We start from the raw sequence: 19,413 nt of genomic DNA, 5'->3' as shown, positions 1-19,413 counted from the left end.
CGGCTTTTTTGTTTATCTATAGAGCGGGTTATGCGCGGAAGTAATCCTGCAGCGGGCGGACTTCCAGCGAACCTGCCTTCAGCGCCGCGATGGCTTCTGCGGCCGATTCGGCACCTGCCATGGTGGTGTAGTAAGGCAGCTTCTGCATCAGCGTTGCGCGACGGATCGACTTGGAGTCGGACACGGCGCTGGCGCTATCGGTCGTGTTGAAGACCAGATGGATCTGACGATTGCGGATCGCATCTTCCACATGCGGACGGCCTTCGATGACCTTGTTGATCTTGATCGCTTCGACGCCGTTGTCAGCGAGGAAACGCTGCGTGCCGCCCGTTGCCATAACACGGAAGCCGAGGCTTGCGAGCTTGCGCACAGGCGCCAGAACGCGTTCCTTGTCTTCGTCGCGTACCGACACGAACACGGTGCCTTCACGCGGCAGTTCCACGCCAGCACCAAGCTGCGCCTTGGCGAAAGCCAGTGCGTAGTCGTAGTCGAGGCCCATGACTTCGCCGGTCGAGCGCATTTCCGGTCCGAGCAGCGTATCGACGCCCGGGAAGCGGGCGAACGGGAACACGGCTTCCTTGACCGCGATATGCGGACGCGACGGTGCCTGCGGCTTACCGCCGTAAGCGCCGAGCGCGTCTTCAAGGCTTTCGCCAGCCATAATGCGGGCAGCGACCTTGGCAATCGGGGTGCCGATGGTCTTGGCAACGAACGGCACCGTACGCGAAGCGCGCGGGTTGACTTCGAGGATGAAGATTTCGCCATCCTTGATCGCGAACTGGACGTTCATCAGGCCGCCGACATTGAGCGCCTTGGCCAGTGCTTCCGTCTGACGTTCGAGTTCGGCAACGGTTTCAGCCGAGAGCGAGTGAACCGGCAGCGAGCAGGCGCTGTCGCCCGAGTGAATACCGGCTTCTTCGATATGCTCCATGATGCCCGAAACAAAGCTGTCCTTGCCATCGCAAAGGCAGTCGACGTCTACTTCGATAGCCTGGGTCAGGTAGGTATCGAACAGAAGCGGGTTCTTGCCGAGCAGCGTGTTGATCTGGCCGGTCTTGTCGTTCGGATACTTCGCCTTGATGTCTTCCGGGACCAGTTCCGGCACGGTGTCGAGCAGGTAGGCCTGCAGCGTGCGCTCGTCATGGATGATCTGCATGGCGCGGCCACCCAGGACATAAGACGGGCGAACGACCAGCGGGAAACCGAGGTCGGCAGCGACGAGGCGAGCCTGTTCGACCGAATAGGCAATGCCGTTCTTCGGCTGGTTCAGGTCGAGCTTGACCAGAAGCTTCTGGAAGCGGTCGCGATCTTCCGCAAGGTCGATGGCGTCCGGCGAGGTGCCGAGGATCGGAATGCCAGCCTTTTCAAGCGCATTGGCGAGCTTGAGCGGGGTCTGGCCGCCGAACTGGACGATAACGCCGTGCAGCGTGCCCTTTTCCTTTTCAACGCGCAGGATTTCCAGCACGTCTTCCGCCGTCAGCGGTTCGAAATAAAGACGATCCGAGGTGTCATAATCGGTCGAAACCGTTTCCGGGTTGCAGTTGATCATGATGGCTTCGTAATCGGCATCGCCGAGCGCGAAGGCCGCATGGCAGCAGCAATAATCGAACTCGATGCCCTGACCGATACGGTTCGGGCCGCCGCCGAGAATGACGACCTTCTTGCGATCCGAGACTTCGGCTTCCGAACGCGGCTGGCCGACGAAGGGCGTTTCATAGGTCGAGTACATGTAAGCGGTCGGCGAAGCGAATTCGGCGGCGCAGGTATCGATGCGCTTGTAGACCGGATGCACGTCGAGATCGGCGCGCAGCTTGGCGACGTCCGTCGCTTCCTTGTTCGTCAGGCTGGCAAGGCGGGCGTCGGAGAAGCCCATTGCCTTCAGCATGCGCAGGTTCTCTGCGTCCTGCGGCAGGCCATGTTCGCGAATGCGCGCTTCGGTCGAAACGATGGCTTCGATCTGTTCAAGGAACCATGGGTCGATCTTGGAGGCGTCATGCACCTGCTCGACGGTCAGGCCGAGGCGCATGGCCTGCGCAACCATGCGCAGACGATCCGGCGTTGGCGTGCCGATGGCGGCGCGGATAGCGTTCTTCTCGTCGCCTTCCTCGATGTTCGGAATGGCGATTTCGTCGAGGCCGGTCAGGCCGGTTTCAAGACCGCGCAGCGCCTTCTGCAAGCTTTCCTGGAAGGTACGACCGATGGCCATCACTTCACCGACCGACTTCATGGCGGTGGTCAGGATCGGCGAGGAGCCGGGGAACTTTTCGAAGGCAAAACGCGGGATCTTGGTGACGACATAGTCAATCGACGGTTCGAACGAGGCTGGCGTTGCGCCGCCGGTGATGTCGTTGTCGAGTTCGTCCAGCGTGTAGCCGACGGCGAGCTTGGCCGCGACCTTGGCAATCGGGAAGCCGGTTGCCTTGGAAGCCAGAGCCGAAGAGCGCGAGACGCGCGGGTTCATTTCGATGACGATCATGCGGCCATTGGCCGGGTTGATCGCGAACTGCACGTTGGAGCCGCCGGTTTCGACACCGATCTCGCGCAGCACCGCAATCGAGGCGTTACGCATGATCTGGTATTCTTTGTCGGTCAGCGTCAGGGCTGGCGCCACGGTGATCGAGTCGCCGGTGTGCACGCCCATCGGATCGAGATTTTCGATCGAGCAGATGATGATGCAGTTGTCCGCCTTGTCGCGGACGACTTCCATTTCATATTCTTTCCAGCCCAGAACCGACTCTTCAATCAGAACTTCGGTCGTCGGCGATGCGTCCAGACCGCGCTCGATGATTTCGAAGAATTCCTGACGGTTATAAGCAATGCCGCCGCCGGTGCCGCCGAGCGTGAAGCTCGGGCGGATGATGGCCGGAAGGCCGACAAAGTCGAGCGCCTGCGCTGCCTTGGCAAGGGCATGCGTCATGTAGCGCTGCTTGCGGTCAACTTCGCCGAGCTGCCATTCGGTTTCGAGCTTGTCGAGCGCCTTGTCGAGGTCGCTGCCGGTGTACTGGGTCTTGACTTCCGCACGCTTGGCTTCGTGACGCTTGCGATCCTCGTCCTTGATTTCCGTCGCATTGGCGAGCATGGAATCGGGCGTATCGAGGCCGATCTTTTCCATGGCTTCACGGAACAGCGCGCGATCTTCCGCCTTGTCGATGGCCTCGGCATTGGCGCCGATCATCTCGACATTGTAGCGCTCCAGCACGCCCATGCGGCGCAGCGACAATGCGGTGTTCAGCGCGGTCTGGCCGCCCATGGTCGGGAGCAGCGCGTCCGGGCGCTCCTTGGCGATGATCTTGGCAACGACTTCCGGCGTGATCGGCTCGATATAGGTCGCGTCCGCCAGATCGGGATCGGTCATGATCGTGGCCGGGTTGGAGTTGACGAGGATGATGCGGTAGCCTTCCTCTTTCAACGCCTTACAGGCCTGGGTGCCCGAATAGTCGAACTCGCAAGCCTGGCCGATGACAATGGGGCCCGCGCCGATAATCAGGATCGATTTGATATCTGTACGTTTCGGCATGGGCGCTCATCCTATCTTCTTCGCGCGCATGATCTTATCCGAAAACCGGTTCCCATTTTCGGGATCATGCTCTTGTTTTACGCATGCCTTTGTCTCGAAACCGGTTCCCACTTTCGAGTGACATGCTGCTTAGCCTGCCAGAAAAGCCCGCACGGTTTTCCGGCGGGTTGGCAGCGTATGAATTCTGTGGGCTAAGCGGGCCTTATAGGCAATGATGACCCAAAGCGGAACCCCACAAATACGCTTATTTCAAAGAAAATGCGGGCATTCACGAAAAATCTTGGCCGAGCGCAGTTTTCTTGTTCGGTGACGCGCCGGTGCGGTAACGCTCCAGCGCCGTTTTCTGGCTCGACCGGCTGACGGGAAGCAGCGTCCCGTCGCGAGTTTTGACGTTAAGCGCGCCATTGACGCGCTGCAATTCTGCGACATGAGCGTCAGCCACCCAATGCGAGCGGTGGATTTGCAAACCCGGCGTTTCGCCGATTTCTTTTACTGCATCGGAAAAGCGGATCAGGATGAGTTCCTTGCCCCGGCTGGTGACGACCTGCGTGTAATGATCATCCGCCGACAGACGCAGCAGCGGGCCGCGATTGCCCGGTTGCAGGCGATTGAGAAGGGCAGGGGCTTCGGGGCTCGTGCTTGAAACGGTTTCGATGTCTTTGCGAACCGTCAGATAGGCAAGGACGCAGAAGAGCGCGCTGAGCGGCAGCGAGACCGCCATGTTACCGACAAGTGTTCTGAACGTCGGAATTCTGGTCAAAAAACCATAATCGACGAGGCCGACCCAAAGGCCAATGGGAATCGCCGCCAGAAGCGCGCCTGTCATCATGCGCGCAAAGGTGCTGGCGACCCATGGCTTCAGCAGGGAATCCGCCAGAACAGCGAATAAAATGGCGATGGACCAGCCGCCAAACTGGACCAGCAGCCAGTAGAAGAAGCGGATGGCGACGGGCATCGAACCCGTGCCCAGTGCAGCCGTTATCGTGAAGATCAGCACCACCACAAGAAACGTCATCCAGAGGCGGAGCGCGCGCAAAATGACCGTCATTTCACGAAGCGCGAATTGCACAATACCGCCAGCCACGAAGTTTTCCTGCATTCCACGTCATTCCAATTGAGCCGAGCGCAGTGTTGTCGAAGGAAGGTCGAAATTCAACCGGAGCCTTGCCATGAATTTCGAGCCGCTTCTCCACGCACCGCTTGCTGTCCAGCTGCACGTCGCCACCGTCATACCCGCAGCCTTGCTGGGCGCATTCATTCTTCTGCGCCGCAAGGGTACGCGACTGCACAAATATCTTGGGCGCATCTGGATGGTGTTGATGGTTGTCACCGCGATGACGAGCTTTTTCATACACCAGATCAACCTGTTCTGGGGTTTCAGCCCGATACATATCCTGTCTGTGCTGGTTATCGGCGGATGCATCCGGTCAGTGATCGCTGCGCGTCAGGGCGAGATTGACCTGCATCGCAAAATCGTGCGACAGGTCTATTTTCTTGGCATTGTCGGGGCTGGGCTCTTTGCCTTCCTGCCGGGACGCATCATGCATGCCGTGGCGTTTCCGGATGCTGGCGTCTCGCAGCTTGCGACAGGTGCGGCGGTGGTCGTGGCTGTCTTGCTTGGAAGCTCATTTCTAAGGCACAGGTTTCGCGCCATTCGATAGGAAAACTCCCGAAAGCAAATATTGCGGGCGAGTCTCCGTTTGTGATGAGGCTTGCCATTTACTTTTTATATTGCGGTGGCAACTCTTTATGCGACAATTATACGAGATTGATTGATGCGCCGCGCAGGTTTGCTGCGGCCGGTGTTGAGGGAGTGGGCGTATGCGCTGGCAAGGTCGTAGGCAAAGTGACAATGTGGAAGACCAGCGTGGCGGTGGTGGCGATTCAGGCGGCCAGGGCGGCGGTTTCGGTGGTGGCGGACCGGGTTTCCGCGTCGTGCGCGGCGGCGGCATTTCCGGCATCCTCATTTTGATCGTGATGTTCTTCGTGCTGCGCGCCTTCGGTATCGATCCGATTCCGATTCTGTTTGGCGATAGCGGCATGGGTTCGTCTGTGCAGACGCAACAGCAGCAGTCCAGTGGCCGCACGGTTGCCGAGGGCGGAACTGTCGCCAATGACGAGATGACCCAGTTTGCCCGCACGGTGCTCGCTGAGACGGAAGACGTCTGGAGCGGTATTTTCCAGTCGCGCGGCCAGACCTATACCAAGCCGACCATGGTTCTTTTCACCGGTCAGGTCCGTTCGGCCTGTGGTTTTGCCTCTGCCGCCTCCGGGCCGTTCTACTGCCCCGGCGACCGCAAGCTTTATATCGATCTAAGCTTCTATGACGAACTGGCGAACCGCTTTGGCGCATCGGGCAATTTCGCGCAGGCCTATGTGCTGGCGCATGAAGTCGGGCATCATGTCCAGAATTTGCTCGGCATTCTCCCGAAGTTCAACCAGATGCGCCAGCAGATGAATCAGGCGCAGGCCAACCAGATGTCGGTTCGTGTGGAGCTTCAGGCCGACTGCTTTGCGGGCATCTGGGGTTATTACACCCAGCAGAAGGGTATTCTGGAAGCGGGCGATCTTGAAGATGCGCTCAATGCGGCTCACCAGATCGGCGACGATACCTTGCAGCGTCGCAGTCAGGGTTATGTCGTGCCGGAAAGCTTCAGCCACGGCACATCGGCACAGCGCGCCAAGTGGTTCAAGCGCGGTTTTGATACCGGCAAGCTCGAATCCTGCGATACGTTCAGCGGCGATATCTAAGCTGTTCTGATCATTTCATAAAAGGCGGCTTCGGCCGCCTTTTCTTTATGCTGTATACAGTGGTTCGAATCATTTTCATCGACCTGTATCAAGCAGGCTTGTCGTAGAATAATTTTCCCTATAAAGGTTTCGCGTCGGCGCGGCCCTTATCCAAATCATGCGTGACGCTCAACTTTGAGCGGCGATGACGCGCGATCCTTTCCAACATTCAAATCATGATGCTTCCTGCGGCACATCCGCATGAGCATATTCAGGTGTTCCAATGCTTGACCCCAAATTCGTAAAGCGGGGCCTTTGGCTGGTCTTCATGACGCTGTTTCTCGATATTATCGGGATCGCGATCATCATGCCGGTTCTGCCGGCCTATCTCGAAGAACTAACCGGCGCAGATATCAGCACGGCTGCCGTGGACGGCGGCTGGCTGCTGCTGGTCTATGCGGCGATGCAGTTTCTGTTCGCGCCGCTGATCGGCAATCTCAGCGACCGTTTCGGACGGCGGCCGGTTCTGCTGGCCTCCATTCTGACCTTTGCAATCGACAACCTCATCTGCGCGCTCGCAACCTCATTCTGGATGCTGTTTGTTGGCCGCGTGCTGGCGGGCATCAGCGGTGCAAGTTTTGCAACAGCATCCGCCTATATTGCGGATGTCAGCGATGACAGTAATCGCGCGCGCAATTTCGGCCTGATTGGCATTGCCTTCGGCGTGGGCTTTGCGCTCGGCCCGGTTCTGGGCGGACTTCTGGGTGAATTCGGCCCGCGCGTTCCGTTCTACGGCGCGGCGTTGCTGTCTTTCATCAATTTCGTGCTGGCATACTTCCTGCTGCCGGAAACGCTGTCCCTGCAAAACAGGCGCAGCTTCCAGATTGGGCGTGCCAATCCGCTCGGCGCGTTGAAGCAGCTGCGTAGCTATCCCGGTATCGGCTGGGTTATGGCGGTGTTCTTCCTGTACTGGCTGGCCCATGCGGTCTATCCGTCGGTCTGGGCCTTTGTCGGGGCCTATCGTTACAACTGGAACGAAGCCCAGATCGGGCTATCGCTTGGCATGTTCGGCATCGGTACGGCGTTCGTTATGGCGGTGGTGCTGCCACGCGCACTGCCTATTCTGGGTGAGCGTCGCACGGCCATCACCGGTGTGCTTTTTTCCTGTCTGGGTATGATCGGTTATGCCATCGCATGGGAGGGCTGGATGGTCTATGCGGTCATTCTCATGACGGCGCTGGAAGGCTTTGCCGATCCGCCGCTGCGCAGTATCGCTGCGGGCAAGGTTCCACCTTCCGCGCAAGGCGAGTTGCAGGGCGCGCTGACCAGCGTTTCGAGCATGACGACGATTATCGGTCCACTTCTTTTCACGCAGCTCTTCAGTCATTTTACCGGAACAAACGCGCCGTTTGATTTTGCCGGTATGCCCTATGCGGTTGGGGCAGGGCTGATCTTCATCGCGCTGGTCGTGGTGGTGGCGCGGGTTCATCCCAAGCCAAAGCCGAAGATGGCGGATGTCTAAAGGCTATAAATGCGCATCAAAAAAGCCGGGGTGTTTGCCCCGGCTTTTTATTTGCTAACAATGTGTTAACCGCACAATCTCAGATTTTGATTCACGCGGCCTGTTCGCGTTCCGGCAAAAGGGCTTCGCCCTTCTTTTCGCGGATGAGGTTGATGAACCGACGGAAGAGGTAGTGCGAATCCTGCGGGCCGGGCGAAGCTTCCGGATGGTGCTGCACGGAGAAGACCGGCTTGCCGATGACGCGCAGACCGCAATTGGTGCCGTCGAAAAGCGAGACGTGGGTTTCTTCAACATTGTCCGGCAGCGATTCAGAATCGACCGCAAAGCCGTGGTTCATGGAAACGATTTCCACCTTGCCGGTCGTGTAATCCTTGACCGGATGGTTTGCGCCGTGATGGCCCTGATGCATCTTCTCGGTGCGGCCGCCAAGTGCCAGCGCCAGCATCTGGTGTCCAAGGCAGATACCGAAAACCGGCAGGCCGCTGTCAACCAGCTTGGCGATGGTCGGCACGGCATATGCGCCGGTGGCTGCCGGATCGCCCGGGCCGTTCGACAGGAATACGCCGTCAGGATTGTAGGCCAGCACGTCATCGGCGGTTGCCGTTGCGGGCAGAACCGTCACCTTCGCGCCGAGGCCTGCAAGCAGACGCAGAATGTTGCGCTTCACGCCGAAATCGAGCGCGACCACATGATATTGCGGATTGTCGAGTTCGCCGAAGCTTTCGCCCTTGATCCAGGGTGTTTCGTTCCAGACCTGGCTTTGGCCGATGGTGACATCCTTGGCGAGGTCGAGATTTTCCAGACCGCTCCAGCTAGCAGCGCGCGCTTTCAAGGCGTCGATGTCGAACTTGCCGTTCGGGTCATGCGCGATGACGGCATTCTGCGCACCGCGTTCACGGATCAGCGCAGTGAGGGCGCGGGTGTCGATGCCTGCAAGCGCGATGACGCCGCGTGCCTTCAGCCAAGCGTCGAGGTCTTCGCTGGAGCGATAGTTTGACGGTGCGGTGATATCGGCCTTGAAGATCGCGCCGACTGCGCCGTGGCGGTTGGCTGGCGTCAGGTCTTCGATATCTTCGACATTGGTGCCGACATTGCCGATATGCGGGAAGGTGAAGGTGACGATCTGTCCGGCATAGGACGGATCGGTCAGGATTTCTTCGTAACCGGTAAGCGCGGTGTTGAAGACAACTTCCGCTTCGATTGCGCCGGTCGCGCCGAGGCCCTTGCCTTCGATCACGGTGCCGTCAGCAAGAACCAGAACGGCGGTTCGCTTTTCAGTTGTCCAGGGTGCGGTTTTCGGGGTCGTTTCGGTCATATCTGCACTCCTGTTTAACTTGCGACACGCAATCCGCGCCACGTTTAATGTTTTAGCTTTTCAGCATACGCTCATGTTCCATCCCTCCAGCTTCACCCCTGTAACCGGGCGAATGGCTTGAAAGACGGAGCGTCAATGGTCATATACGCGCCAACAGGCGACGGGGTCATATATGCGCCAAAAGGCAGCGGGGATTTCAAATCTCCCACTGCGAGCATGTACCGATGTCCTGCTAAGCCTCGATCAATAGAGAAACTTGAGCGTTGGGTCAATCGTCCGCGCGCACTCATTCGGGAAATAATCGCGATAATTATCGCGTTATTGTTCTCCGGACGGGTAGTTCGGACAGCTCATGACTGCGCGCGATTGCTTTATGGGTCACGTTGCGAGTAAGAAGAAACAAACACTGTCAGGAGACAATTCGATGCTTCGCCAGGAGATTTCCCAGGCCCTCACAACCGCGCTCAAGGCGCAGGAAAAGCGCCGCACGTCGACGCTGCGCCTTATTCTGGCTGCCGTGAAGGACCGCGATATCGCCAACCGCACCGCTGGTAAGGACCCGGTCGGAGACGAGGAATTGCTGGGTATTCTCGGCAAGATGGTCAAGCAGCGCGAAGAATCAGCGCGCATCTACGAAGAAGGCAGTCGCATCGAGCTGGCCGACGCCGAGCGCGAGGAAATCGTCATCATCTCCGAGTTTCTGCCGCAGCAGATGACTGAGGAGGAAGTGAAGAAGGCTTGCGAGGACGTCATCGCTGAAATCGGTGCGCAGGGTCTGCGCGACATGGGCAAGTGCATGGCCATCCTGAAGGAGCGCTATGCAGGCAAGATGGATTTCACCAAGGCAAGCGCGCTGGTGAAATCGCTTTTGCAGTAAACATCGATTTGACTGGATACCGAGAGGCCCTCGCCAATGGCGAGGGCCTCTTCATTTGCGCATGATCAGCTTTGCTTGACGGTCTTGAGGCGCGTTTCGCTTAAGAGGCCCTGTTCTTCCAGTACCGGATAGGCCATCGAAGCCAGAAGCGAGTTGATCTGCTTCAAATCGCGGATGGTATCGAGATGGATGGTGCTGGTCTCGATACTGCGGGTTGAGCCTTCGCGCAGACGCGAGAAGTGGCGCAGACTTGTCTGCTTCTCCAGTTCGCGTAGGCGGTCCTTTTCCTGAACGAGCTGGCGCGCCGTGCGTCCATCACGCGAGACGACCACGTTGAAGGCCAGATGCGCATTGGCCAGAACCATGGCGTGGAAGTGGCTGAGTTCCTCCCAACCTTCTTCGGTAAACTCCAGCTTGTGGTCCATCTTCTTCTGCACTTGCGCCAGCATGTTGCGCACGATGATGTCGCCAACCTGTTCAAGCTTCACGCAAGCGCCGAGCAGTTCCTGCATCCGGAGGGCTTCGAATTCGCTCAGATCCTGTGAGGCAAGCCGGGTGAGGTAAAGCTTGATCGCCGCATGTTTCTTGTCCACACGGTCATCAAGGGCGGCCAACTCGTTGATACGGGCCTGATCCGGCTTTTCATAAAGATCAATGATGCGGCGCAGCATGACTTCGACCGTATCGCAAACGCCCACCACTTCGCGGGTGGCATTGGCCAGCGCCTGCGACGGGCGGTTGAGTACGCCTGCGTCGAGTGCGCTATATTCTTCCATTTCCAGCGGCTGTGTGGGTGCTGGAGTCTTGTCGGCATTGATCTTGACGAGCGCTTCGGTGGTGCGCAGCACCAGTCCGGAGAGCGGAATACCCGCCAACATGACGATCACGTTGAACAGAATATGCGCGTTGACCACCTGCGATACAGGATCGGTGCCGAGGAAAGCTATCGACGGCTTGAAGGCTTCATAGAGCACCAGCATGACCAGCGAGCCCGCGCCACGCATCAGGAGGTTGCCGAGCGGCACGACGCGGGTTTCAGGCGGGGCATTGCGGGTGAGGATTGGCGCGATGATCGAGGAGCCCAGATTGACGCCGAGCACCATGACCACGGCCAGTTCCGGATGGATGAGGCCGCGCGATGCGAATGTGGTCAGCAAAATGACGGCTGCAACGCTGGAATGGAACAGCCATGTCATCAGCGCGGCCAGCAGATAGGTGGTGATTGGGTCGCTCGACAGATAGTCGACGATCACCGGCAGAAGTTCGCTCTGGCGCAACGGTTCGGTGGCCTGTCCGGTCATTTCCAGCGACATGATCAAGAGGCCGATGCCCACGAGAATGCGCCCGATCTGCCGCCAGTCGCGGCGCTCGGTGGTCATGAAAATACCGGTGCCAATGACAAGGCAGAGCGGAACGAGAATGGTCAGGTCGTAGCTCAGGATCTTGACGACCAGAGCCGAGCCGAGTTCGCCACCGCGTACGGCCATCAGACCTGCGACACCACTGACGAAGCCCGATCCGACGAAGGAACCGACCAGCAGCGTCACGGCGGTAGAGCTTTGCAGGGCGACGGCAAGCACGAGACCGAAGGCGACCGATAGAAGCGGGTTCTGCATCTGGTTGCGCAAACGTCTGCGCAGGCGGTCGCCATAGGCGCGCTCTACCCCGGTTCGCACCATGCGGGTGGCCCATAGGAGGAGGGCGACAGCGCCAGCAAGGTGCAAAAGGACCAATGAACCATTCACGGCGAAATCCCTTCGGGTTGGTGGTTGGTGTTGGAAGCTAGAATTATCTCCACAAAACGAAGAAAATATGTTCCGGCTAACGAAATATCCAAGAGATATGGGCTTATTCGCGTCTAAAATCAACAGCTCATAATTGAATGTGAATGTTATATGACAGTTTTATGACAGATGCATGGTTGTGAAACGACCACATAGAAGACTGTGATTAGCGGGGAGGGCGGAGTAAGCGCGATGGACGCCGGGGGTGACGGTGCTTATATGTAGAATCTGTTTGCAAACACCGAAGACATCGCCGTGCCTGGGACCCTCTGGTCCACGGGCATATTGATGTTAAGGATTGATCTGGAAGTGACACCCGCAATGCGTTTCCCACCCTCCTTTCTCGATGAGATCAGAGATCGCGTACCGATCTCGACGCTGATCGGAGCGCGGGTTTCTTTCGACCGGAAAAAGAGCAATCCGCCGAAGGGCGATTTCTGGGCCTGCTGTCCCTTCCACGGCGAAAACACGCCGAGCTTCCACTGTGAGGACCGTAAGGGACGTTACCACTGTTTCGGCTGTGGCGTGACTGGCGATCACTTCAAGTTTCTGACCGAACTGGAAGGCTTGAGCTTCCCCGAAGCCGTGGAGCGCGTGGCCGACATGGCGGGCGTGCCGATGCCCGCGCGCGATCCTGAAATGGAAAAGCGCGAGGCACAGCGCGCAACGCTTTACGATGTCATGGAACTGGCGACGCAGTTCTTCGAGGCACAATTACAGAGTGCTGCCGGTGCCAAGGCGCGCGCCTATCTGCGCGACCGCGGGCTTTCCAGCGCGACGCAGCAGGCATTCCGCATGGGTTATGCGCCAGAATCGCGCAATGCCCTGAAAGAGTTTCTGGCGGGCAAAGGCGTATCGCGCGAACAGATCGAGGCTTGCGGTCTCGTGGTGCATGGCGAGGGCATTGCCGTTTCCTATGACCGCTTCCGCGACCGTGTCATGTTCCCGATCGAGGATCTGCGCGGACGCATCATCGCCTTTGGCGGTCGTGCACTTTCTGCGGACGCACCTGCCAAGTATCTGAACTCGCCGGAAACCGAACTCTTCCACAAGGGGCGGGTGCTTTATAACGGCCTGCGCGCTCGCAAAGCCTGTCAGCCGCAAAACGGCGAACCGGCCAAGCCGATCATCGCTGTCGAAGGCTATATGGATGTGATCGCGCTGGCGCAGGCAGGCATTCATCATGTCGTGGCGCCGCTCGGCACCGCGCTGACCGAAGAGCAGCTCGAACTTCTCTGGCGCATCAGCCCCGAGCCAGTCCTGTGCTTTGACGGTGACGGCGCGGGACTTCGCGCCGCCTATCGTGCTGCCGATCTTGGTCTGCCGACTTTGCAGCCGGGCAAGTCGTTGCGTTTTGCGCTTTTGCCGGAAGGGCAGGACCCCGACGATCTGGTCAAAGCGGAAGGTCCGGCGGCATTCCATGCCGTGCTGCGTGACGCCAGACCGCTTGTCGATATGATATGGACGCGCGAAACCATTGGCGGTGTGTTCGACACGCCGGAACGGCGCGCCGAACTGGAAGCGCGTCTGCGCGAAATCACCAGTCGCATCGCCAATGAGGATATTCGCCGCCATTATGGTCAGGATATGCGCGAACGCGCCCAGGCATTCTTCGGGCAGGGGCGGCAGCAGAACGGCCAGCGCAATGGGTCGTTCAACCGCCGCAACGACAACGGACGTGGACGCGGTGGTCCCGGCATGGGCGGCAGCGGACGTCTTGCAATCTCCGACAGTCTGGTGCGCTCCACGCTGGTCAAGGGCGGACGTCCCGGTGCAGGCACCCATGCGCCCTTGCGGGAAACGGCAATTGTGCTGACGCTGCTCAACCATCCGCGTTTGATCGAGGAAGATTTTGAAACGATTGCCGGGCTTGATCTGGCGCATGACGCGTTGAAGACACTGCATCTGGCGATGCTCGATGTTCTGGCCTCCGACCATGTGGACAACGGCGAGGCCATGCGTCACGCGCTGGTCGGCGCCGGGCATCGCGATCTGATCGAAACGCTGGAACAGACGGTGAAAGGTGCGAGGCTCTGGACCGCAACGGCACTGGCAGCGGAAGATGACGCACGCGAAGCATTGCGTCAGGCGCTTCACTTGCATCAGCGCGCCCGCACACTACATAAGGAGCTGCGAGCCGTTGAGGCCGCTCTTGAAACCGATGAGACGGGCGAACTTTATGCGCGCCTCATCGACATACAAAATCAGATTTTAAAGGCAGATGCGACTGAAGCCCTGATTGACGGGTTTGGTCTGTCGTCTGGACGCTCACCCGGCGGTTTCTGATTCGGCAGGCCGAATCACTTTATTGAAAAGCACCGGGATTACGGGGTTGCAGACGGTCAATAGCGCTCTAATTAGCCCGCGGATAGGCCGCGACAACAAATGATTCGCTTTTTAAGGACGAATCAGGTGAGTCGCTCTTGACGTATGGCGTAAATGACGGAATCACGACAGTTCGAACAAGGATAGAACGGATAGCGATGATGTTCCGATACCTCTGCTCCGTGTGAAGCGAGATGCGGAACAAGGGCAAAAAACCGTTGCGATGACGTGAGGTCACCGGATCTGCCCACAGAAAATCGATCACGATGGAGTCTGATACCGAGGGCAGGGTTAATCCGCCATTAACGGCAAATCAGCTACTCGCAGAATCAACCGGCGGCTTGCGGTCTCGCAAAACCGTTCGGACACTCTATATATCTTAAAAGCGACCGGGGTCGCCTGGAGAAGAACATATGGCAACGAAGGTTAAGGAAAACGAAGAAGCCGAAGTCGAGCGCGAAGGTGCTGCCGACGGTCCGCTTCTCGACCTTTCTGACGATGCTGTCAAGAAGATGATCAAGGTCGCGAAGAAGCGTGGCTATGTGACCATGGACGAGCTGAACGCCGTTCTTCCTTCCGAGGAAGTGACGTCGGAACAGATCGAAGACACCATGGCCATGCTTTCCGACATGGGCATCAACGTCGTTGAAGACGACGAGCAAGACAACGATCGCGAAGAAAACAACAACGACGACGACGCGGAAGAAGGCGGCGATCTGGTCGAGACCAGTGGCACTGCCGTTGCCACCACGACGACCAAGAAAGAGCCGACCGACCGTACCGACGATCCCGTGCGCATGTATCTGCGCGAAATGGGTTCGGTGGAGCTTCTGTCGCGCGAAGGCGAAATCGCCATTGCAAAGCGCATCGAAGCCGGTCGCGAAACGATGATTGCCGGGCTGTGCGAAAGCCCGTTGACCTTCCAGGCCATTATCATCTGGCGCGATCAGCTGAACGAATCCAACATTCTCCTGCGCGAAATCATCGACCTCGAAACCACCTATGCCGGTCCGGAAGCCAAGCAGGCCCCGGTCATCGAGCGTGTGGAAGAAGAACGCCCGCGCGACGACAAGCCTGTGCGCCGTTCGCGTGACGACGACGACATCACCAATGTCGGCGGCGACATGCCGGTGGAAGAGGAAGAAGAGGACGAAGACGAAGCCAACCTGTCGCTGGCGGCTATGGAAGCCGAACTGCGCCCGCAGGTCATGGAAACGCTCGACCTCATCGCCGATACCTATAAGAAGCTGCGCAAGCTGCAGGATCAGCAGGTTGAGGGCCGTCTGGCCGCGACCGGCGAACTCTCCTCCAGCCAGGAGCGCCGCTACAAGGAACTGAAAGACGAGCTGATCACTGCCGTGAAGTCGCTCTCTCTCAACCAGAACCGTATCGAACAGCTGGTCGAACAGCTTTACGATATCAACAAGCGTCTGGTTCAGAACGAAGGCAAGCTTCTGCGTCTTGCTGAATCCTTTGGCGTACGTCGCGATGAATTCCTCAAGGAATATCAGGGCCACGAACTTGATCCGAACTGGGTTGAGCGCGTTGGTCTGCTGTCGGCTCGCGGCTGGAAGGACTTCGCCAACAAGGAAGTGGGCACAATTGCCCGTCTGCGCAGCGAAATTCAGAACCTCGCCACTGAAACCGCGATTTCGATCGGCGAATTCCGCCGCATCGTCAATCAGGTGCAGAAGGGCGAACGCGAAGCCAGCATCGCCAAGAAGGAAATGGTCGAGGCCAATCTGCGTCTCGTGATTTCCATCGCCAAGAAGTACACGAACCGTGGTCTTCAGTTCCTCGATCTCATTCAGGAAGGCAATATTGGCCTGATGAAGGCGGTCGACAAGTTCGAATACCGTCGTGGTTACAAGTTCTCGACCTATGCGACCTGGTGGATTCGTCAGGCAATCACCCGTTCGATTGCTGATCAGGCGCGCACCATCCGTATTCCGGTGCACATGATCGAAACGATCAACAAGATCGTCCGCACGTCGCGCCAGATGCTGCACGAAATCGGTCGCGAGCCGACGCCGGAAGAACTGGCGGAAAAGCTTGCCATGCCGCTCGAAAAAGTGCGCAAGGTGCTGAAGATCGCCAAGGAGCCGATCTCTCTCGAAACGCCGGTTGGCGACGAGGAAGATTCACATCTGGGCGATTTCATCGAGGACAAGAACGCGCTTCTGCCGATCGACGCCGCCATTCAGGCGAACCTGCGCGATACGACGACCCGTGTTCTGGCTTCGCTGACGCCACGTGAAGAACGCGTTCTGCGTATGCGCTTCGGTATCGGCATGAACACCGACCACACGCTCGAAGAAGTCGGTCAGCAGTTCTCGGTTACCCGCGAACGTATCCGTCAGATCGAAGCGAAGGCACTGCGCAAGCTCAAGCATCCGAGCCGTTCGCGCAAGCTGCGTTCGTTCCTCGATTCTTAAAAAAGGGGAGCACCATGTCGTTTTTGAAGCGCCTGTTCGGCGGCGGTGGAGAAGCTGCTGAGACATCAGCGGAGCCGAAAGAGGCCGGTCGTACCGAGCACAAGGATTTTCTGATCGTCGCCACGCCTTACAGCGAGGGCGGTCAGTATCAGGTGTGCGGTGTGATCTCCAAAACGATCAATGGTGAGCTGAAGGAATATCGCTTCGTTCGCGCCGACCGTTGCCCCGGCATCGAAGATGCCGCCAGCATTGCGCTGAACAAGGGTCGCCAGATCGTTGACGAGCAGGGCGAGCATATCTTCCGCTAATCGTCTCCATTTCAAAAGAAAGCGCCGCGCATGTACCCATGCGCGGCGCTTTTTATTGGTTTGTCCCGCTGATTAGAGCGGATCCGGTTAAAACGGAATCGTGGAACCGCTCTATCTATTTGTTTTTACGCATTATCCCACGCAAAACCGCTACGCACTTTTGCTGGAAATGCTCTAGATCAGTGCGGATGGCACACAAAGGCAACCATTCTGCGCACAATCGGCAAAAGCATCAGCAGAACAGGGAAAGCCACGATCCACGAAACCACCCATGAACTCATCCAGTTGGATGCGAGTTCGGGATGGGCGAAACCGAGACTTTTTGCTGTGGCGATCAGGGAAACCACAAGCGTCATCAGCATCGAAAGAATGAGCGGCATGACGATAGAAGCGTAACGCGCTGGCAGCTTTCTGCGACGCGGCGTGTCAGAATTTGACATAATAGTACCTGAAATTCAGAGCGGAAAGCGGAAGGCAACGATCAGTGCATCGACGGCCGTTTCCGGTCGGTTGATGCGTTGCCTGACGTTAGACGCTTACGATCATTGGGATGACTCTTGTGACTTAGCCCACGCAGGCGGGGCTTTCAATAGTCAATTAGCAGTACTCATCAGCTGCAGTCAGGGCGGCGATTTGTCCACGCCATTCCCGACATAATTCCGTTATAGGCTCAATCATGACCGACAAACCCTTCTGGAAAACCAAAAAGCTCAATCAGCTGACCCGCAGCGAGTGGGAAAGCCTGTGCGATGGTTGTGGCCAGTGCTGTCTGCATAAGTTGCTGGACGACGATACCGACGAGATTTATTGGACAAGCGTAGCCTGCACGCTGCTCAACCCGGAAACCTGCCAGTGTCGCGATTATCCAAACCGCAGGGCTACCGTGCCGGATTGCGTATTCCTGACGCCAAAAATCGTAGATGAAGTGAACTGGCTGCCGGTGACCTGCGCCTATCGCCTCGTTGCCGAAGGCTCCGACCTCTATTGGTGGCATCCGCTGGTTTCCGGTTCGCGGGACACTGTGCATGAGGCGGGGATTTCCGTGCGCGGCAAGGTAACCGCCTTCGATCACGACATGGAAGACGAAGAAGATTATCTCGATCACATGGTTATGCCTGATCGAGACGCGCTCTAATTTATAACATTGCTTAAATTTAATTATTCGGTTCAGAGAGATAAAAGAGCTTTTTATTCATCCTAATTGATTGAATTTAATGCCTTTTTTAGGCCACCTTTCATTGCTTTCGTTTTTGCTGAATGGCAGATGAACGGCAGCTTTCTTTTTCGTTCATCTTCCGGGGGCTAATGATCGGGTGTCTCAGGCGGAGGGCCTGACACTCAATTGGAAGAGGTTCAACATGTCCGCTATTTCGCTCAAGTCGTTTGCCGTTACCGCTGCACTCGGTCTTGCCGCCGTCTTTACGGTCGGCGCATCGGCGAATGCCGCGTCTCCGATGACGGCACCGGCTGTCAGCACTGCTGCACATGGAGCTGTTGTTAATGTCGATTATCGCGGTCGTCCGCATCATGGACGCCCGGTCTATCGCGGTCCTGCTTGCTCGGTTGAAGCTGCCAAGATGAAGGCAAATCGCATGGGCATTCGCAATGCGCGCGTTGTGTATCGTGGCAAATCCGTTCAGGTGCGCGGCTATCGTCATGGCCGTCCTGGCGGTGTCGTATTCGCCAATGCACGCGGCTGCCCGATCATCCGCTGATCGAACACAATGAACAAAAGCCGGGCTGATCCACTCAGCCCGGCTTTTTTATGTCGGAAACAGTCGAATAAAAAAGAGGCGCATTGCGCCTCTTTTCGCTGGACCGAACCTGCCGTTATTCCTTGATCTCGAATACGACATTGACCGAAACGTTGAAGCTGTTTTCACCGGCTGCGACAGGAACCGAATCCTCCGGAGCCGCGGCAGCCATCGTCTTGAACTGGCCGCGTGCGATTGGCATCGGCATGGGCGGACGGCCCTGTTCGGAGATTTCAATAACACGACCGAGACCGACGCCAGCAGCATCGGCAAGCGTCTTGGCCTTGGCGACAGCGTCGGCCACAGCGCGCTTGCGGGCTTCATTGATGGTCGCGGACGGGTTGTCGTTGACGAAGTTCAGATCGCCGCCCTGATTGACGCCAAGCGTGATCGACTGGTCGAGGATTTCACCAACCTTGGTGAGATCGCGAACGCGCACGGTCAGGCTGTTGGTGACCGCATAGCTCGTGATGTTTGGCTCCTTGAGACCGTTCTTGTCATCAGGGAAGACATAACGCGGCTGAATATTGATGCCGCCGGTCTGGAGATCACGTTCCTCGATGCCTGCCTTTTTCATGGCGTCCAGAACCTTGGTCATGGCCTCGTTATTGGCAGTCATGGCTTCGCGGGCGGTCTGGGCTTCGCGCAGCACAGTGAGATTGAGAATCGCCATGTCGGGTGCGGCGGTGGTGGTGCCTTCACCGGTCACGGCAATGCGCGCAGGCTGTCTCGACATCTGGTTCTCCTGGGCTGCGGCGGGCAGGGCCAGGGCACCTGCAAGCATGATTGCCGAAAAAGAGGCTGCGATAAGAGTGGTAGCGCGGTTTTTCATGAAATCTCCTGTAG

Annotated in this window: 15 protein-coding genes; 9 read left to right on the top strand and 6 right to left on the bottom strand. The window is 57.8% G+C overall.

What is annotated here, in order from left to right:
* Positions 1-28: 28 nt before the first annotated feature.
* Together carB and QBD01_RS19335 are read right to left on the bottom strand one after the other, a co-directional pair.
* A complete protein-coding gene (carB, locus tag QBD01_RS19340) occupies positions 29-3,517 on the bottom strand; it encodes a carbamoyl-phosphate synthase large subunit (RefSeq protein WP_138785223.1) in 3,489 nt (1,162 codons plus the stop codon).
* Between the two features lie 268 nt (positions 3,518-3,785).
* The gene (locus tag QBD01_RS19335; RefSeq protein ID WP_280994141.1) at positions 3,786-4,616 is read right to left on the bottom strand and encodes a LytTR family DNA-binding domain-containing protein; all 831 of its coding nucleotides are present in this window, start codon (positions 4,614-4,616) and stop codon (positions 3,786-3,788) included.
* A gap of 70 nt (positions 4,617-4,686) precedes the next feature.
* Between QBD01_RS19335 and QBD01_RS19330 the strand changes: the two genes are divergently transcribed.
* The 3 genes from QBD01_RS19330 (at position 4,687) to QBD01_RS19320 (ending at position 7,769) form a co-directional block, all read left to right on the top strand.
* Positions 4,687-5,178 carry a DUF2306 domain-containing protein gene (locus QBD01_RS19330; protein ID WP_280994140.1) on the top strand — a complete coding sequence of 164 codons (492 nt, stop codon included), beginning with the start codon at positions 4,687-4,689 and terminating at the stop codon, positions 5,176-5,178.
* A 160-nt stretch (positions 5,179-5,338) separates the two neighbouring features.
* Positions 5,339-6,268, top strand: coding sequence for a neutral zinc metallopeptidase (locus QBD01_RS19325; RefSeq protein WP_280994139.1), 930 nt, complete (start codon positions 5,339-5,341; stop codon positions 6,266-6,268).
* A gap of 262 nt (positions 6,269-6,530) precedes the next feature.
* The gene (locus QBD01_RS19320) at positions 6,531-7,769 is read left to right on the top strand and encodes a TCR/Tet family MFS transporter (protein ID WP_280994138.1); all 1,239 of its coding nucleotides are present in this window, start codon (positions 6,531-6,533) and stop codon (positions 7,767-7,769) included.
* Positions 7,770-7,860: 91 nt separating this feature from the next.
* Here the strand turns inward: QBD01_RS19320 and carA are convergent, their stop codons facing one another.
* On the bottom strand, positions 7,861-9,084 hold the full coding sequence (carA, locus tag QBD01_RS19315; RefSeq protein ID WP_280994137.1) for a glutamine-hydrolyzing carbamoyl-phosphate synthase small subunit: 1,224 nt from the start codon (positions 9,082-9,084) through the stop codon (positions 7,861-7,863).
* A 424-nt stretch (positions 9,085-9,508) separates the two neighbouring features.
* Here carA and QBD01_RS19310 point away from each other — a divergent pair, with 424 nt between their 5' ends.
* Positions 9,509-9,961 (top strand): GatB/YqeY domain-containing protein, encoded by a 453-nt coding sequence (locus QBD01_RS19310; protein ID WP_151589305.1) that lies wholly within the window; start codon positions 9,509-9,511, stop codon positions 9,959-9,961.
* A 65-nt stretch (positions 9,962-10,026) separates the two neighbouring features.
* Here QBD01_RS19310 and QBD01_RS19305 read toward each other — a convergent pair whose 3' ends face one another.
* Positions 10,027-11,706 carry a Na/Pi cotransporter family protein gene (locus QBD01_RS19305; RefSeq protein ID WP_280994136.1) on the bottom strand — a complete coding sequence of 560 codons (1,680 nt, stop codon included), beginning with the start codon at positions 11,704-11,706 and terminating at the stop codon, positions 10,027-10,029.
* 360 nt (positions 11,707-12,066) lie between these two features.
* Between QBD01_RS19305 and dnaG the strand changes: the two genes are divergently transcribed.
* From dnaG to QBD01_RS19290, 3 genes are all read left to right on the top strand, one after another.
* Positions 12,067-14,031, top strand: a complete 1,965-nt coding sequence (dnaG, locus tag QBD01_RS19300) for a DNA primase (RefSeq protein WP_280994260.1) — start codon at positions 12,067-12,069, stop codon at positions 14,029-14,031.
* Positions 14,032-14,483: 452 nt separating this feature from the next.
* Entirely contained in the window at positions 14,484-16,505 is a 2,022-nt protein-coding gene (gene rpoD / locus QBD01_RS19295; protein WP_280994135.1) for an RNA polymerase sigma factor RpoD, read from the top strand.
* A 14-nt stretch (positions 16,506-16,519) separates the two neighbouring features.
* Entirely contained in the window at positions 16,520-16,813 is a 294-nt protein-coding gene (locus QBD01_RS19290; RefSeq protein WP_182521015.1) for an HlyU family transcriptional regulator, read from the top strand.
* Positions 16,814-16,992: 179 nt separating this feature from the next.
* On the opposite strand, the gene QBD01_RS19285 is transcribed toward QBD01_RS19290, so the two are convergent.
* Positions 16,993-17,253 carry a DUF2798 domain-containing protein gene (locus QBD01_RS19285; RefSeq protein WP_182521016.1) on the bottom strand — a complete coding sequence of 87 codons (261 nt, stop codon included), beginning with the start codon at positions 17,251-17,253 and terminating at the stop codon, positions 16,993-16,995.
* A gap of 236 nt (positions 17,254-17,489) precedes the next feature.
* On the opposite strand from QBD01_RS19285, the gene QBD01_RS19280 reads away from it, so the two are divergent.
* A complete protein-coding gene (locus tag QBD01_RS19280) occupies positions 17,490-17,948 on the top strand; it encodes a YcgN family cysteine cluster protein (protein ID WP_138785212.1) in 459 nt (152 codons plus the stop codon).
* Positions 17,949-18,171: 223 nt separating this feature from the next.
* Positions 18,172-18,528 carry an antifreeze protein gene (locus QBD01_RS19275; protein ID WP_280994134.1) on the top strand — a complete coding sequence of 119 codons (357 nt, stop codon included), beginning with the start codon at positions 18,172-18,174 and terminating at the stop codon, positions 18,526-18,528.
* 115 nt (positions 18,529-18,643) lie between these two features.
* Here QBD01_RS19275 and QBD01_RS19270 read toward each other — a convergent pair whose 3' ends face one another.
* Positions 18,644-19,399 (bottom strand): SIMPL domain-containing protein, encoded by a 756-nt coding sequence (locus tag QBD01_RS19270; RefSeq protein ID WP_182521019.1) that lies wholly within the window; start codon positions 19,397-19,399, stop codon positions 18,644-18,646.
* Between the last annotated feature and the right edge of the window lie 14 nt (positions 19,400-19,413).

Origin of the sequence: Ochrobactrum sp. 19YEA23, assembly GCF_029909865.1 — a bacterium.
GTDB lineage: Bacteria > Pseudomonadota > Alphaproteobacteria > Rhizobiales > Rhizobiaceae > Brucella > Brucella gambitense.
Note: the sequence above shows the minus strand (reverse complement) of the source record. Positions and strands in the feature narration are given on the sequence as shown.

Excerpts from the sequence above, each read along its gene's own strand:
- QBD01_RS19320 (WP_280994138.1), top strand. The coding sequence starts at position 6,531 with ATGCTTGACCCCAAATTCGTAAAGCGGGGCCTTTGGCTGGTCTTCATG.
- carA (WP_280994137.1), bottom strand. The coding sequence starts at position 9,084 with ATGACCGAAACGACCCCGAAAACCGCACCCTGGACAACTGAAAAGCGA.
- QBD01_RS19330 (WP_280994140.1), top strand. The coding sequence starts at position 4,687 with ATGAATTTCGAGCCGCTTCTCCACGCACCGCTTGCTGTCCAGCTGCAC.
- QBD01_RS19335 (WP_280994141.1), bottom strand. The coding sequence starts at position 4,616 with ATGCAGGAAAACTTCGTGGCTGGCGGTATTGTGCAATTCGCGCTTCGT.
- QBD01_RS19325 (WP_280994139.1), top strand. The coding sequence starts at position 5,339 with ATGCGCTGGCAAGGTCGTAGGCAAAGTGACAATGTGGAAGACCAGCGT.
- carB (WP_138785223.1), bottom strand. The coding sequence starts at position 3,517 with ATGCCGAAACGTACAGATATCAAATCGATCCTGATTATCGGCGCGGGC.
- QBD01_RS19310 (WP_151589305.1), top strand. The coding sequence starts at position 9,509 with ATGCTTCGCCAGGAGATTTCCCAGGCCCTCACAACCGCGCTCAAGGCG.
- dnaG (WP_280994260.1), top strand. The coding sequence starts at position 12,067 with ATGCGTTTCCCACCCTCCTTTCTCGATGAGATCAGAGATCGCGTACCG.
- QBD01_RS19280 (WP_138785212.1), top strand. The coding sequence starts at position 17,490 with ATGACCGACAAACCCTTCTGGAAAACCAAAAAGCTCAATCAGCTGACC.
- QBD01_RS19270 (WP_182521019.1), bottom strand. The coding sequence starts at position 19,399 with ATGAAAAACCGCGCTACCACTCTTATCGCAGCCTCTTTTTCGGCAATC.
- QBD01_RS19275 (WP_280994134.1), top strand. The coding sequence starts at position 18,172 with ATGTCCGCTATTTCGCTCAAGTCGTTTGCCGTTACCGCTGCACTCGGT.
- QBD01_RS19285 (WP_182521016.1), bottom strand. The coding sequence starts at position 17,253 with ATGTCAAATTCTGACACGCCGCGTCGCAGAAAGCTGCCAGCGCGTTAC.
- rpoD (WP_280994135.1), top strand. The coding sequence starts at position 14,484 with ATGGCAACGAAGGTTAAGGAAAACGAAGAAGCCGAAGTCGAGCGCGAA.
- QBD01_RS19290 (WP_182521015.1), top strand. The coding sequence starts at position 16,520 with ATGTCGTTTTTGAAGCGCCTGTTCGGCGGCGGTGGAGAAGCTGCTGAG.